The organism is Metabacillus indicus LMG 22858 (genome assembly GCF_000708755.2).
Taxonomy (GTDB): domain Bacteria; phylum Bacillota; class Bacilli; order Bacillales; family Bacillaceae; genus Bacillus_P; species Bacillus_P indicus.
The window spans coordinates 1,243,745-1,258,723 of record NZ_JGVU02000002.1 but is presented as its reverse complement, the minus strand read 5'-3'; the positions used below and the strand labels follow the sequence as shown (position 1 = coordinate 1,258,723).

The window sequence follows — 14,979 nt, the reverse complement described above, 5'->3', positions numbered from 1 at the left end:
AAGCAAGTGAAGCGAGGGGAATAGCAGTGGATATCATTCATGAAAAGGAGACAGGGATCAGACTCGCCCAAAAACAGTCAGGTTTGTATGCTAGCTGGGATATCGATGAGCCGGATCAAAGGATTGTGTCCACTCTATTCGGCAAAGCGTTTTGCCTGCTTGGAAAAAAGATCCGCATTTTCAGGCAGGCAAAAGGGTTTCTTGCTTATAAGGATATAGAGCTGCAAAAGGAAAGGCACGCATTTATTCCATACAGCGGGACGGAAGCCATCTACTTTGCCGACCTCATCTTATATGATCAAAGCAGAGAACTTACACTTGCAAGATCAGACTCCGTTCATGGAGAAACAGGCAGCGGCAGCAGTTCAGATTGGCGATCGGCCTATTCCAGAACGAACTGGAAGCGCTGCTTTTCCGGATACACCTCATATGGGGATGTTCCAGATGAAAAAGAACCGGTAATATTACAGGACTTAAACACGAATATGCAGAATGTGGAGGAGGTCAAAAGCTCGCTTCACAAACTTCACGCTTCTGTCCTTATGATTTCAACAGAATATCCGCCAAATCTTATTGGCGGACTAGGCCGTCATGTGCATGTCCTTGTTCAAGCCCTCGCTGAAAAAAAGAAAACAGTCATTCTCTTAACCGCTGCAGCGGACCCCGCTCTGCAAGGCTATGAGAACCCGGCGCCTTTTCTGCACATTTTCAGGCTACAACCCCTGTATAAGACGAGCACTAGCCTTGAAGAGTGGGTGCTGAACATGAACTTTGCCTTCGTTCAGTTTTTGAAAAGAAATAGAGGCCTCTCCTTTGATCTTGTTCACGTACATGACTGGCTGACTGCCGGGGCCGGACGGGCTGTAAGGGAAGGTTGGGGAGTTCCGCTTGCAGCGACCATACATGCGACAGAAATTGGGCGAAACGGGTCCGCATGTACCCCGCTGCAGAAACACATTACTATGGAAGAAAAAAGGCTTGTTAAAGAGTCTGACAGGGTCATCGTATGCAGCCAATATATGCAGAAACAAGCTGAAGATCAATTAGAAATGGCCCCCGGCAAGTCTGCGGTCATCTATAATGGAATAAATCCGCTAAAAAGTAATATGAATGATAAAAATTCTAAAAACAAAAAACCTCTTTTTTTATCTGGAGAGCCATATATTTTTGCAGCGGGACGGCTGGTCCCCGAAAAAGGATTCGGCGTGCTGCTTGCAGCCATGCCGGAAATTTTAAAGCGTTTTCCTGAAATTAGGCTTATAATTGCAGGAGATGGGCCATACCGCAGCGAATATGAAAAACTAGCGAAAGAATTGAACGTTCAAAATCATGTCATATTTCTTGGTTTTTTAGACGATGCACCTCTTCATATATGTTTTAAGAACTGTGAGATGACCGTTGTGCCAAGTTTGTATGAACCCTTTGGAATGATCTCCCTTGAGAGCATGGCAGCATGTAAGCTTACAATTGCATCTGATACCGGCGGGCTTAAAGAAATCATCCGGCATAGGGAAAACGGTCTTTTATTTGAGCGGGGGAATTCGGAAGCTTTAACATCAGCTATCTTAGAGGCACTAACAAATAAAATATGGGCAGATCGCCTTGCGAAGGAAGGATTGTCTGACGTTTCGCGGCGTTTTTCCTATGATCTGTTTGCAGAGCAAGTGATAGAAGAATATGAAGTGCTGAATTCCATAAAGACAAGGAGCTGAAGTAAAGTGAAAGCTGTTATCCTCGCAGGCGGAGAAGGCTGCCGGCTCAGACCGCTTACAAATCATTGTCCAAAGCCGCTTGTGCCCATACTGAATAAGCCCGTACTGGAATATAGCCTTGAGCTTCTCAAAAGGCATGGTATAGATGATGTTATTATGACCGTACATTACTTGTCGTCAGCCATCAGGTCCTATTTTGGAGACGGTTCGAAGTGGGGCATCAGAATCACATACAGTGAAGAGGAAATGCCTCTTGGCACAGCAGGGAGCGTCAAGCTTGCAGAAGAGCTTCTGACAGAACCTTTTCTTGTCATCAGCGGGGACATTCTGACCGATTTTGATTTAACCGCAGGCATTGATCATCATTTGTCACACGGTGCGGCTGCGACAATCTTCACAAAGCCGCTTGATCTCCCAATTGAATACGGAGTGCTGCTTTCAAAAGAAACCCATATCAGCAGGATGTTTGAAAAACCGAAGTGGAATGACCTTTCAGATCACTCCATCAATACGGGGATCTATATTTTCAATCCAAGCATCTTCTCTTACCTGGAAGAGTTTGCATCCAGTGATTTCAGCAATGATCTGTTCCCTGAAATGATCCGAAATAAAGAGACTATCTCCCTTTTCAGAGCGGAGGGGTACTGGTCGGATATTGGAACTCTCTCAAATTACCGCGAAGCACAATTTGATATGCTTGAACATCGAGTGAATCTCGCCCCTAAGGGAAAAGAGATTGCCAAGGGCATCTGGATGGAGGACGGTGTCACGATCCATGATGATGTGACTTTGAAGGGGCCAATCTATATCAGCAGCAATACGATCATACATGAAGGGGCGACAGTGGGGCCTCACACTGTATTGTCTGAATCAGCCATCATCCACGAAAAATCTTCTGTTACACATTCCATTCTGTGGGAAAACAGCTATGTAGGAAAATCGTGCAGCCTTGGCGGGATGATCGGACAGTGCCAGATTCAAGATCACTCAGCTCTCGCTGATATGAATGAAGAGACGGCAAATGCCTGGCAAGAGTACACGAAAAAAAATTCCTAACATCTGTATGAAATAAAAGTTGAAAATAATGTGGCATTTATTTTTTAAAAATGCTATTATAGTTAAGTCTGATTTAGTATAAGTTTTTTCAGTTTGGAGGGAAATCAACATGCGCGTTAATCTTACATTAGCTTGCACAGAATGCGGCGAACGTAATTACATTTCTAAAAAGAATAAACGTAATAACCCAGATCGTATGGAGCTTAAAAAATACTGCTCTAGAGAGAAAAAGGTTACATTGCACCGCGAAACAAAGTAAGCAGCAGGAATTTTTTCCTTGCTGTTTTTTTTTACGCGAATTTTAGCAAAGGGAGAATGGCTGATGCTGAAAAAAACATTGAGAAAACAAATGCTGGACGAATTATCTGAGATGGAACCTGATACATACAGAAGCCTTTGCGGGCGTATACATAAACAACTCTTTCAGTCCTCCTGCTGGAAAGACAGCAAGACGATTGGCATTACAATCTCACGAGGCATGGAAGTTGACACAAATCGTATCATTGAAAAAGCGCTGCAGATGAACAAGCGTGTAGCTATTCCGAGATGCCTGCCGAAAACCAGGGAAATGGAATTTCGCACGTATACATCAGAAGATCAGCTGGAGGTTGTTTATTACGGCTTAAAGGAACCTGCTGTGTCAAAAACATCCTTAGTGACGCCTGACGAAATGGATCTACTATTTGTTCCCGGGGTTTGTTTTAGCAAATTGGGGTACCGGATCGGCTACGGGGGAGGCTATTATGACAGGTATCTTCCTTCATTTGGAGGGATGACGGTCTCACTTGCCTTTTCTCAACAAATTCTGCCGGACCTTCCTGCAGAACATCATGATATTCCGGTCAGGAAGATCATAACTGAAGATGAGGTGATCTTGACAAGTGGCTGATCTTTTAATTGCCATTCTGTTTATTCTGGGCATTTCTGCTGCAGGATGTAAGCTGAAATCTTTAACGCTTGGCGGTGCAGCGGCAGCGGTTTTTACCGGCATCTCCATTTATGCAGGCTTTGGTTATCCGGGACTGATCTTGCTTGGCGTGTTTTTTGGAAGCTCAAGCTTATGGAGCAAGTACAAGCGGAATCAAAAAGCGAGTGTTGAAGAGATGCTTGTTAAAGGAGATCAGAGGGATGCCGTTCAGGTGTTTGCAAATGGAGGGGCTGCCTCGCTTTTAAGCATTCTTTATGCATTTTTTCCATTTGAGGGAGGATTTGCTGTCTACAGTGCAGCAATTGCTGCAGCAAATGCTGACACCTGGGCTTCAGAAATTGGAACATTGAGCAGAAAAAAGCCGAGAATGATTTTTTCCTTGAAACAAGTGGAGAAAGGAACATCAGGAGCAGTCAGCGTTCTCGGCACAGCAGCCGCAGCGGCAGGGTCCGGGCTGATAGCCCTTTGTGCATATGCTGTCTTTGCTCTTGAGCCGATGGAGTTCTATCTGATCTTTCTTATAGGGTTCGCCGGAAATCTGATTGATACGTTTCTCGGTGCGGCCGTTCAGGTGCAGTTTCAATGCCCTGCATGCGGAAAAACAACAGAAAAAAAGATGCACTGCGATACTGAAGGAGAGAAAATTGGCGGCTTTCTTGATAATGATGCCGTTAATTTCACCGCGATCCTTGGTGCAGCATTGCTAGTCTTTCTTTTTTATTAACCGAAAGTGAATGATGCATGGATAAAACCGTGATCTCCCGCAGAGAGTAATAGCAGGAGGGATGATCATGCGAAAAGTGAATTCTGTACTTTTGACTATACTCGGAGCTCTTGTCTTTTATCAGTACCGCTACAGGCTGATGAATGCTGTTCTGAGCAGCCCGGCCATCCGGCACCAGTTTATACAGCTGTCGATGAGGATACCGTTTATCCGCAATAAGTTTATGTTTCGTGTTTTCCGCTGAAAGCGCCTCCTGCAGGTGCTTTTTTATCTTTTTGCAGACATATACATAATCAGCAGCATAAAAAAGGATATTGAAACGCAATCAATGCATATTTGGCGGCTTTTCATAAAATTCAGTAACAGGCGCTTTTCTTAACAGGGATGCATGGAGTTGATATACTATACTTAAAAAGGTCGGAGTGAAGCATATGGGAATAAGGCAGGAACAAATATTCTGGAAATATGTTCACGATGCTGTCACGCGGCATAATGATCAGATCATCCGTCTTTCGGACGATGATCGCGAAATTCTGCTTGCTCCAAATAAAAATAAAGAGTTTCAGCTTATACGCATTCTGCAGATAGACCTGGACTGGGGCAGCCAGCTTCAGCAGGATATCGAGAGAACCGCATTCAGAATAGATAGGCTCCGCGCGCAAACATTCAAGCACCCTGTCCAGCTTCTGAATATTTATCTTTCCCCCTATCCGCCGGTTGATGATTGGGAACACCGGACCGAAAGACCTCATCAGGAAGGAAAAACAACCATTAAATCGGTTGTCATCCATAAAGACAATGAGCAGAAGATGATTGACTATCTTGAAGCGCTGCTTGGGAAAAGGCTGCCGTTTTTGGTAGATGCAGAAGAAGCAGACATAGGCTTGTTGAAGAAGGAGGCCATCTTTCATTCAAATAAGAAAGCGAATGAAGAAAGACAGCTTTTCCGTTATGGAAAACCTCTTTTCACCTATTTGTTTATCGGTTTGCAGGTCGGCATGTTTATGCTTCTTGAAGCTTCAGGAGGCAGCCAGAACCCCCAGACGCTTGTTGACTATGGGGCGAAATATAACCCGCTGCTTGCCGACGGGGAATGGTGGCGTTTGTTCACTCCTATTATTCTTCACATCGGAATCCTCCATCTGCTGATGAATACATTGGCGCTTCTTTATATAGGGGGGGCGGTTGAGAGAATGTACGGATCTGTAAGGTTTCTGCTTATATATTTGTTTGCGGGAGCATCAGGAACGCTAGCGAGCTTTGCATTCAGCCCTTCCATATCCGCGGGGGCATCAGGCGCCATTTTTGGATGTTTCGGAGCCCTGCTCTATATGGGCATTGATAAGCCAAAGCTGTTTTTCAGGACAATTGGAACAAATGTCATCTTTATCATCGTTTTGAATCTGCTGTTTGGTTTTGCATTTCCAGGAGTGGATAACGCCGGTCATCTTGGAGGTCTTGCAGGAGGATTTCTTGCAGCTTTGATGGTGCAGCTGCCCAAACAGAAGAAATGGGGCTTGCGGCTGACAGGAGCAGTTCTTGCTCTGTTTTTTACAGGGGGGCTGTATCTTTACGGTTCGCTTCTGATAAAGGGATTGTAGCGAAGAGCGGGGCCCGCTCTTTTTTTGTTCCCTGAAAAAATACACTCCAGTTTTGAATTTTAAAATATCCTCTTGACGGAAAGTGACATTCCTTTATACTTTTATGTAGGTTCATGCAGAATATCTATGAAATGAGCAGGTGTAATGATGAAAACGATTTACGATATTCAGCAGTTTCTGAAAAAAATGGGAACGATCATATATATTGGAGACAGAGCAGCTGATCTTGAACTGATGGAAATGGAAATCAGGCAAATATATGAATCAAACCTAATGGACGTAAAGGACTACCAAATGGCAATCCTGCTTCTTAGGCAGGAAAGGCAGCGGGTTCTTGAAAAGAAATAGCTCCTGCTGTTTTAAATGATTGTGCAAACGGTTTCTCTAAGACTACAACAAAAAAGGATGACATATTATGACAGATAAATGGCTGGTTGGAATAGATCTTGGCGGTACAACAATTAAAATGGCATTTATCAGCCATTACGGCGAAATGATTGAAAAATGGGAGATCCCTACAGATAAAAGCGGAAAAACCATTACGACAGATATTGCAAAGGCAATTGACGCCAAACTTTCAGAGCTTGGCCAGACAAAAGCGAAGCTTGCCGGCATTGGCATGGGTGCACCGGGCCCTGTGAATTTAGAAACAGGACTTGTGTATGAAACAGTGAACCTCGGCTGGAAAAATTACCCGTTAAAGCATCACCTTGAAATTGAGACAGGCCTCAGAGCCGTTATTGACAATGATGCAAACATCGCAGCGATCGGCGAAATGTGGAAGGGAGCCGGAGACGGAGCGACGGATGTTATATGTGTAACGCTTGGCACAGGAGTCGGCGGCGGCATCATTTCAAACGGAACGGTTGTGCATGGTGTAAACGGTGCAGGGGGAGAAATAGGACACATTACCTCTGTGACTGAAGGCGGAGCACCTTGCAACTGCGGCAAAGAAGGCTGCTTAGAGACAATTGCATCTGCAACGGGCATTGTAAGACTTGCCGTTGAAAAACTGAGCGAAAGTGATGCGCAGAGCAGCCTCAGAACCCTTTATGCCGAAAACGGCAGCATTTCGTCGAGAGATGTTTTTGAAGCTTCTGAACAGGGAGATGCTCTTGCATCGGAAGTTGTTGAATATATTACGAAGCAGCTTGGACTTGCACTTGCAAACCTTTCAAACGGTCTGAATCCTGAGAAGATTGTAATCGGCGGGGGAGTTTCAAGAGCCGGAGAGCACTTAAGAAAAAACACAGAGAAGTATTTCAAGCGTTATGCATTCCCGCGTGTGGCTGAAGGCGCGTCCATATCCATTGCAACTCTTGGCAATGATGCTGGCGTTATTGGCGGAGCGTGGCTTGTAAAAACAAAACTTTCCGCGGTTTAATCGCATATAAAAGCCCGGGAAAGCAATACTAAAAGGAGCCTTATCAAAGCAGATAAGGCTCCTTTCTTATTTTAAAGAATATTCAGAAGATATTTACTTTGGCATTTTTGAAACCTTTTTGGGTTTTATACGTCTAACTATAGGGTAAAACGAATAAGCTGAACAACATTACAATTCTATCAGCCTATTGTAAGCTAAGTGTTAAAAACGATTGATTTTTTGTTAAAGAAGTATTAAGATATGGTTTAGTTGTTCAATCTGCCTAATTTATGGAAATTAAAGAGAATTTAAAAAAATAAAAAAACGAGATCTTGACTGCGCAGGTTCTAACGAATGAGGAGGTTATGAAATGCGTATCCAATCATTTTCAAAAATTTCATTTTTGCTTATCGCGACACTGTTCATGTGGATCAAAACATACATTGTCTACAAAACTAGCTTTGATATCAAAATTGAAAATTTCACCCAAGAGTTTATCCTGTTTATTAACCCCCTGAGCTTTCTTTTGTTTATCTTCGGCTTTGGCCTGTTCATGAAAGAGAAAAACCGCAACCGATATATCCTTGCTGCGAGCATGATCGTAACGTTTGTCTTGCTTGCAAACATTGTTTTTTACCGATTTTTCAATGACTTCCTGACAATTCCGGTTCTTTTTCAGACAAGCAATATGGGTGACCTCGGAAGCAGTATTTCTTCCCTGTTTGAACCGCTTGATCTGCTATTGCTTGTTGACATTGTCATTCTTGCCTGGCTTATGAAGCGTCCGCGCTTTCAGGCAGGTGCCGCCGTCACAAGAAAAGAAAAATCAGCTTTCTATCTGCTTGTTGCCGGTATCTTTTTCTTCAACCTGGGACTGGCTGAGACTGAACGTCCGCAGTTGCTTACACGTTCATTTGACCGTGAAATGCTTGTGAAAAACATCAGCGTCTATAATTTCCACATTTATGACGGCGTGCTGCAGTCTAAAACATCTGCACAGCGCGCTCTTGCAGACAGCAACAGCCTGACTGAAATTGAGAACTATGTAAAAGCGAATAAGAAGGAACCGGACAAAGACATGTTCGGCATTGCAAAAGACAGAAACGTAATCCTGGTTTCACTGGAATCGACTCAGAGCTTTGTCATTAACGAAACCATTAACGGCAAAGAAATCACGCCATTTTTAAATGATTTTATCGGTGAAAGCTACAACTTTGACAACTTTTATCATCAGACAGGACAGGGGAAAACGTCCGATTCTGAATTTATCGTAGAGAATTCCCTGTATCCGCTAGGCCGGGGAGCCGTTTTCTTTACAAACAGCAACAACGAATATGTAGCTGCTCCTGAGCTTCTTAAAGAGCAAGGGTACTATTCGGCTGTTTTCCATGCCAATAATAAAAGCTTCTGGAACCGTGACATCATGTATCAGGCACTTGGATATGACAGGTTCTTTGATGTAAATGACTATGAAGTAAACGAAGAAAATTCTGTCGGATGGGGATTAAAAGACAAAGAGTTTTTTGAACAGTCTGTTGACCATATGAAAGAACTTCCCCAGCCGTTTTACAGCAAGCATATCACGCTTACCAACCATTTCCCGTTTGAACTGAACGAAGAAGACAAAATGGTGGATGAGTTTAACTCAAACAGCAAAACGCTGAATAACTATTTCCCGACTGTGCGTTACCAGGATGAAGCCTTAAAGCACTTCATTCAGAAGCTAAAAGATGAAGGGCTTTACGAGAATTCCATTATCGTCCTTTACGGTGACCACTACGGTATTTCTGAAAACCACAATGCTGCGATGGGCGAGTTCCTCGGCAAAGAAGTGACGCCGTACGATGAAATTCAGCTTCAGAGAGTGCCTTTTGTCATTCACATCCCTGGAGTGACGGATAAAAATCCTAAAACCATTTCTGACGTTTCAGGACAGATCGATATTCGTCCTACACTAATGCATTTGCTTGGCGTAGAGACGAAAGATGAGATTGAATTCGGCAAGGATCTCTTCTCAAAAGATAAACTTCCTTTTACGGTTCTACGTGATGGAAGCTTCATCACAGACAAATTTGTCTACACAAGCGGCACATGCTACGACAAATCAACAGAGCAGCCTGCTGAAGACAAGGATGCGTGTGAACCATATATGGATAAAGCGAAACAGGAGCTTAACTACTCCGATAAAATCATCTATGGTGACCTCCTTCGTTTCTATGATGAAATGAAAAAGGAAAATGAGAAAAAAGAGTAAACCTGCAAAAGCTTTGGCCCTGTGCCAAAGCTTTTTTTATTCTCTTTGATTCCCTTCTTTAATAAATGCTTTAACAAGAAAGCCCGCATGTAATCATATGCTGAATATAAGCACATTTTTTGGGGGGATTGTAATGATTGTCAGAGTGAAAAGGGATACACATTTAAAAGAACTGTCCCATCTGCTGAATATACATGAACAGCTCCTATTTGAGGCAAATCCGGCATGTTCCGCAGCCTGCATCCTTTCAGGAGAAACGCTCCGCATACCTTTTACCGAGAATGTAAAATGTCACATATCGTCCACTTTCAATGCACCGCATATTAGGAATATAATAGACTTTTATGAGGGGCAGCTTCCACTGCCGCCATCACCTGAGTTTATCCAGAAGACGAGAGCATATGATTACATTGTTCTGCTTGAAGATCTGGAAAAAATCCTTCATGCCTATCCTTTTGTAGAAAAACGGACAATTGGACACAGTGTTTTGGGGCTGCCAGTATATGAGCTTAAAATTGGAAACGGACCCAAAAAAGTTCATATGAACGGCTCCTTTCATGCAAATGAATGGATTACAACATCTGTCCTGATGAACTGGCTCCATGAATATTTAGAAGCGGTTGTTGACGGAGGGTCATTTGAAGGTCATTCCGCAATGGATTTATATCAGCAAGTATCCCTTTCTTTTGTCCCGATGGTCAATCCTGACGGTGTACAGCTTGTACTGAACGGACTGCCGTCTGATAATTCGCACTATCATTCGACGCTTCACATGAACAATAACAGCCTTGATTTTGAACAGTGGAAGGCGAATATTAATGGAGTGGATCTGAACAATCAATATCCTGCGAACTGGGAGATTGAAAAGGAGAGAAAAATTCCTAAAGCTCCGTCTTCAAGGGATTACCCGGGTGACGCGCCGCTGACTGAACCGGAATCCATTATGATGGCAAAGCTTGTGGAGACAGAAAACTTTGATATGGTTGTCGCTGTTCATACCCAGGGCGAAGAAATCTACTGGGGATACATGAACTGTGAGCCGGAACAAGCGGGCATCATCGTGAAAGAATTCAGCAGGCAGAGCGGCTATAAAGCGATCAGAACCATTGACAGTCATGCGGGATTCAGGGACTGGTTTGTTTTGGTGAAGAAGAAATGCGGGTATACTATAGAGCTTGGGACGGGAGTGAATCCTCTTCCTCTCAGTCAGTTCGATGACATTTACAAAAAAAGCAGAGGCATTTTCTGGGCTTCATTATATATGCTGAAATCCTGAAACTTTTCAGCAAGTCTGAACGTATTACAAGATAAGAAGAGGGGAGACGAGATGATGAGAGCCAGACGATTTACCGCTTTACTATTTATTGTCATAATTGCTGCCGGCTGCTCGCAGGAGCCTCATCAATCTCGGGATGTCCCGGACGAAAAGGCAGTTAAATCAGAGCAAACGAATGAGAAAGACATGTCTGCAGACAAGGCAGCAGAAAAAGATCTTGTCCCGCTTTCGGACTCAGAATTCTTTTCGGCTGAAGACTGGGCAGATGAGAGCAGCATTTATTATTTAAGCGAAAATGCCGGCGGGTCCGTCGTCTACCAATATAATTTGTTCACAGGAGAAAGAAAGCCGTTCTTTGAAACAGAGGCATCCATCGTTCAATTGTCAATCAGCCGGGAATCGGGCTTGCTCGCCGTCCACTCCAGCCCCACTAGCTATGAGGCAAGCATCACGGTCCTTGATCAATCAGGAAATATCAGGACAGAGCGGTCATTCCCGTCAACTGAACTGAATTTTTCATGGAGTCCTTCAGGAGAAAAGCTTTTCATCACAGCTTTTGATGAAAACTGGTCTTTTGAAACCTTTCTCCTTTCAATGAGTGATTATTCGCTTGAGAAAAACCCGGTCGAGCTTCCATTTATTCAGTGGCTCACTGATGATGAAATCACTTATCTAAAATGGAATGAAGCAGAACCGCAGCTCACAGCTCCGCTTGCAGCTTATTCTCTGCAGACAAAGGAAGAACGGATTCTTGAAGAACACATTATCTCACATGCGCATTTTGGAGAATACACATTCTCAATAAAAGTAGAGAATGAAGAGGAATCAACCGGCACGTATTTGTTTTTCAAAAACGGGGAACTTCTCTATTCATTTGACGTTCCATTAACTCCTTTATACTCCGAGTGGCTTATTCCTGAATATGACACGGCAGAAGGTGTTTTCTATACTTTTATTCCGGGAGATACGGAAGGGAAGTTCGATTTGACTGCTGTTGACCCGGAAAAAGAAACAATGAGTACAATCATTGAGAATGTCGACAACAGCCCGATCAGTCTTTCACCTGATGGGGAATATGCCCTGTACGGGTCATACCGGGAAAAGCTCATTCACTTGAAAGATGGTGAAATTAAGAGTATCGTTAAATGAAAAAAAGAAGGCAGGAACGAATATGGCCATAGCAGATGTAACCGTCATACCAATAGGCACCGAAACGGCAAGTGTAAGCCAGTATGTAGCAGCAGTTCAAAAAATCCTCAAAGGATATGAAGCGGAAGGCAAGATTAAATTTCAGCTTACCCCGATGAATACGCTTATCGAAGGAGAGCTGCCGGATTTATTTGAAGTCATTCAGGCGATTCACGAGTCTCCTTTTGAGAAAGGGATTCAAAGAGTGGCCACCAATATCCGAATCGATGACCGGAGAGACAAAAAGTCTACAATGGAAAGCAAGCTTAAAAGTGTAAATGCCCATCAGTAGTAAAAAACAAAAACGGCCACACAGAGTGCATGTGCACTCCGTATGGCCGTTTTTTGCTGCCTGTTAGTGAGCAGTCGGAAATCCATGGTGAAGAATGGTCATTACCGTAAACCATCCGAAAACAGCAAGTGTTCCGCCGGCGAAAACAATGCCCATTACATTTTTGTCTTTAAACGAGCGCAGCAATCCTAGCACAGACAGCAATGTAACTAGAGCAAAAATAATAACTAACCCCATATTTGTAGCCCCCTGACGTATGTAAGTCGTTTCATAAAATCATGAAGAAAAGCAAAATATTCCTTTTAATAGTTTAAACGTTTTCATTCTGTTTGTCGAGGCCCGAATTCTATACAGACCCCATATGAATCAGCCATTTTTTTCATGAGCTCGAAATTGTCTGCATCAGTGAATAAAACGCTGTCATTCTCTGCAATCAAGTGCTCCTCTGTCTGAAGTCTGCACATTTGTTTCTGGAGAGGATCGCCGCTTGTGAGTCTGAACGAAAGGATCATCTCTGAAAGGAAATAATGGCGGCCGGCTTCACTTGTAAAGCCATAGTCAGTAAATGTACCGTACAGCACACTCAGATCTGTCTGCAGCAGCTCATGCACATCTTCTATCAGAGTATGCTTTTCTTCTTTCAGCTTTGAGACAAGACGGCTGCAGTCTGTTACCGTGATCATATCCGCTCTGTCTATCCAGTCATATTCCTGAATAGCTTCAGCAGAGGCACCACTGGTCCATTCGATTCCCCATAATCTTTTCACCCTTTTTCAGCCCCTCCTTCTTTTAGTTGTTTCCCTTTTTAGTGTAGAATAGAAAGAAAATGCATGCAACGGGGTGTTTATATGAACTGGGAGCAGCTTCCTTTAGGTCCTCTCCAAACAAATTGCTACATCATCTCCAACCGCGAAAAAGAATGCCTGGTCATTGATCCGGGGAGCGAAGGAAATAAATTGATTCAGCACCTGCAAAAACGCGGCCTGAAGCCAATGGCAGTGCTTCTGACACACGCCCATTTTGATCATATCGGCGCTGTTGACGACGTGCGCAATGAATACAAAATTCCTGTCTACATACACAGACTTGAAAAAAAGTGGCTTGGAAATCCCGCTAAGAACGGGTCAAACGCTTTTCTTGGACAATCTATTGCAGCTGAAGATGCCGACCATCTAATTGATGAGGAAACCATTCTGAATGCAGGGTCTTTTTCCTGCAAAGTGCTGGAAACGCCGGGCCACTCACCGGGAAGCATTTCCTTTTTCTTTGAGGAAAGCGGATTTGTCGTCTCCGGAGATGCTCTGTTTGCGGGCAGCATTGGCCGGACGGATCTTCCTGAAGGCAATCATCGCCAGCTGATTAAAAGCATCCATGACAAACTGCTGAACCTTCCTGAAGACACGGTCGTGCTGCCTGGGCATGGACAGGATACAACGATAGGAGCCGAAATGGACAGCAATCCATTTTTAAACGGTTTTTAGGAACTGCCATGAAACAGCTTGTCTTCGATCTGATTGACCGGCAGGGAGGCTCTATTTCCTATGCGGAGTATATGAACCTTGTCCTCTATCATCCTGAGCACGGCTATTATTCAAGTACCCGGCAAAAGATAGGAAAAGGCGGAGACTTTTACACCTCGAGCAATGTTTCGGATGTTTATGCGAAAGTGTTTGCAGCCTTTTTTTCCAGGATGGTTGAAAAAGACCTCGCTGAACCGGCGTTTTGTGAAATCGGCGGGGGCACAGGCAGATTTCTGGAAGCACTTCTTTTGGAATGGAAAAATTGTTCACCTCGTACTTATGAGGCTTTAACGGTTATTTCTGTTGAAGGAAGCGGATTTCACAGAAACCTTCAAATGGAAAGATGCGCAGATCTTGCCGTTTCTGTTCAGGAGCAGCTTCCTGAAAATTTCAGAGGGATCATCTTCTCAAATGAACTGTTTGATGCCTTCCCTGTACATGTAGTTGCCAAAATAGATTCACAGCTGTTTGAAGTGAAAGTAGCATATAAAAATGGCGCGCTAGTTGAAGAATTCGAGCCTCTCAAGAATGAAGAGATTGCTTCCTTCCTGCTGTGGCAGAATATTGAGCTCTCAGAAGGCCAGCGCTTTGAAGTGCCGCTGGCTATGCTCAGCTATATGCGGATGCTGGATCATGCTTGTGAGGCTGCTGTCATCGCAATGGTGGACTATGGCTACACAAACGCAGAGTGGCACACTCCTGCAAGAAAGCAGGGGAGCATGAGGGGATATTTCAGACATCAAATGATGCCGCCGCTTCTTCACCCGTTTGAAATGGATATAACAACACATATCCATTTTGATGCGTATGAGAAAAAAGCGGAAGAGCTTGGGTGGAACCTGCTCGTGAAAGAAAGGCAGGATCAGTTTCTGATGAATGCGGGAATTCTTTCATTTCTCCATGAGCATTCCCACAGGGATCCTTTCAGCCCGTCTGCCAAACAAAACAGAGCTGTAAGAGACCTGATCATGCCAGGCAACATCAGTTCTGCGTTTCATGTGTTTCTGCATGGCAAAGGTATTGAGCGCCTGACTGATGACATTTATAAAAAATGGTGACCTGCAT

Annotated in this window: 17 protein-coding genes; 15 read left to right on the top strand and 2 right to left on the bottom strand. The window is 43.8% G+C overall.

Annotated features, from left to right (window positions below; genetic code table 11):
* Positions 1-26: 26 nt before the first annotated feature.
* The 13 genes from AZ46_RS09785 to AZ46_RS09735 all read left to right on the top strand — a co-directional run bounded on the left by AZ46_RS09785 (position 27) and on the right by AZ46_RS09735 (position 12,394).
* On the top strand, positions 27-1,712 hold the full coding sequence (locus AZ46_RS09785) for a glycosyltransferase family 4 protein (RefSeq protein WP_029279671.1): 1,686 nt from the start codon (positions 27-29) through the stop codon (positions 1,710-1,712).
* 6 nt (positions 1,713-1,718) lie between these two features.
* Complete coding sequence (locus AZ46_RS09780) at positions 1,719-2,768, top strand: sugar phosphate nucleotidyltransferase (protein WP_051827297.1); 1,050 nt, start codon at positions 1,719-1,721, stop codon at positions 2,766-2,768.
* Between the two features lie 109 nt (positions 2,769-2,877).
* Complete coding sequence (rpmG, locus tag AZ46_RS21500) at positions 2,878-3,027, top strand: 50S ribosomal protein L33 (RefSeq protein ID WP_070875478.1); 150 nt, start codon at positions 2,878-2,880, stop codon at positions 3,025-3,027.
* 63 nt (positions 3,028-3,090) lie between these two features.
* A complete protein-coding gene (locus tag AZ46_RS09775; protein ID WP_051865516.1) occupies positions 3,091-3,657 on the top strand; it encodes a 5-formyltetrahydrofolate cyclo-ligase in 567 nt (188 codons plus the stop codon).
* Positions 3,650-4,420, top strand: a complete 771-nt coding sequence (locus AZ46_RS09770; RefSeq protein ID WP_029279677.1) for a DUF92 domain-containing protein — start codon at positions 3,650-3,652, stop codon at positions 4,418-4,420. Before AZ46_RS09775 ends, AZ46_RS09770 begins: the two co-directional genes overlap by 8 nt.
* A 67-nt stretch (positions 4,421-4,487) precedes the next feature.
* Entirely contained in the window at positions 4,488-4,664 is a 177-nt protein-coding gene (locus AZ46_RS22190) for a hypothetical protein (protein WP_087946341.1), read from the top strand.
* 187 nt (positions 4,665-4,851) lie between these two features.
* A complete protein-coding gene (locus tag AZ46_RS09765; RefSeq protein WP_051865389.1) occupies positions 4,852-6,021 on the top strand; it encodes a rhomboid family intramembrane serine protease in 1,170 nt (389 codons plus the stop codon).
* 147 nt (positions 6,022-6,168) lie between these two features.
* Positions 6,169-6,369, top strand: coding sequence for a YqgQ family protein (locus AZ46_RS09760; RefSeq protein ID WP_029279680.1), 201 nt, complete (start codon positions 6,169-6,171; stop codon positions 6,367-6,369).
* Between the two features lie 67 nt (positions 6,370-6,436).
* Complete coding sequence (locus AZ46_RS09755; RefSeq protein WP_029279681.1) at positions 6,437-7,405, top strand: ROK family glucokinase; 969 nt, start codon at positions 6,437-6,439, stop codon at positions 7,403-7,405.
* Positions 7,406-7,754: 349 nt separating this feature from the next.
* Positions 7,755-9,638 (top strand): LTA synthase family protein, encoded by a 1,884-nt coding sequence (locus AZ46_RS09750; RefSeq protein ID WP_029279683.1) that lies wholly within the window; start codon positions 7,755-7,757, stop codon positions 9,636-9,638.
* A gap of 133 nt (positions 9,639-9,771) precedes the next feature.
* Positions 9,772-10,914, top strand: a complete 1,143-nt coding sequence (locus AZ46_RS09745) for a M14 family metallopeptidase (RefSeq protein ID WP_029279684.1) — start codon at positions 9,772-9,774, stop codon at positions 10,912-10,914.
* Between the two features lie 51 nt (positions 10,915-10,965).
* A complete protein-coding gene (locus AZ46_RS09740; protein ID WP_029279687.1) occupies positions 10,966-12,063 on the top strand; it encodes a YqgU-like beta propeller domain-containing protein in 1,098 nt (365 codons plus the stop codon).
* A gap of 22 nt (positions 12,064-12,085) precedes the next feature.
* The gene (locus AZ46_RS09735; protein WP_029279688.1) at positions 12,086-12,394 is read left to right on the top strand and encodes an MTH1187 family thiamine-binding protein; all 309 of its coding nucleotides are present in this window, start codon (positions 12,086-12,088) and stop codon (positions 12,392-12,394) included.
* Between the two features lie 63 nt (positions 12,395-12,457).
* Here the strand turns inward: AZ46_RS09735 and AZ46_RS21495 are convergent, their stop codons facing one another.
* Together AZ46_RS21495 and AZ46_RS09725 are read right to left on the bottom strand one after the other, a co-directional pair.
* The gene (locus AZ46_RS21495; RefSeq protein WP_029279690.1) at positions 12,458-12,631 is read right to left on the bottom strand and encodes a DUF2759 domain-containing protein; all 174 of its coding nucleotides are present in this window, start codon (positions 12,629-12,631) and stop codon (positions 12,458-12,460) included.
* A gap of 83 nt (positions 12,632-12,714) precedes the next feature.
* The gene (locus tag AZ46_RS09725; protein ID WP_029279692.1) at positions 12,715-13,161 is read right to left on the bottom strand and encodes a hypothetical protein; all 447 of its coding nucleotides are present in this window, start codon (positions 13,159-13,161) and stop codon (positions 12,715-12,717) included.
* An 81-nt stretch (positions 13,162-13,242) separates the two neighbouring features.
* Between AZ46_RS09725 and AZ46_RS09720 the strand changes: the two genes are divergently transcribed.
* Together AZ46_RS09720 and AZ46_RS09715 are read left to right on the top strand one after the other, a co-directional pair.
* The gene (locus AZ46_RS09720; protein WP_029279694.1) at positions 13,243-13,875 is read left to right on the top strand and encodes an MBL fold metallo-hydrolase; all 633 of its coding nucleotides are present in this window, start codon (positions 13,243-13,245) and stop codon (positions 13,873-13,875) included.
* A gap of 8 nt (positions 13,876-13,883) precedes the next feature.
* The gene (locus tag AZ46_RS09715) at positions 13,884-14,972 is read left to right on the top strand and encodes a class I SAM-dependent methyltransferase (RefSeq protein ID WP_029279696.1); all 1,089 of its coding nucleotides are present in this window, start codon (positions 13,884-13,886) and stop codon (positions 14,970-14,972) included.
* Positions 14,973-14,979 lie beyond the last annotated feature (7 nt).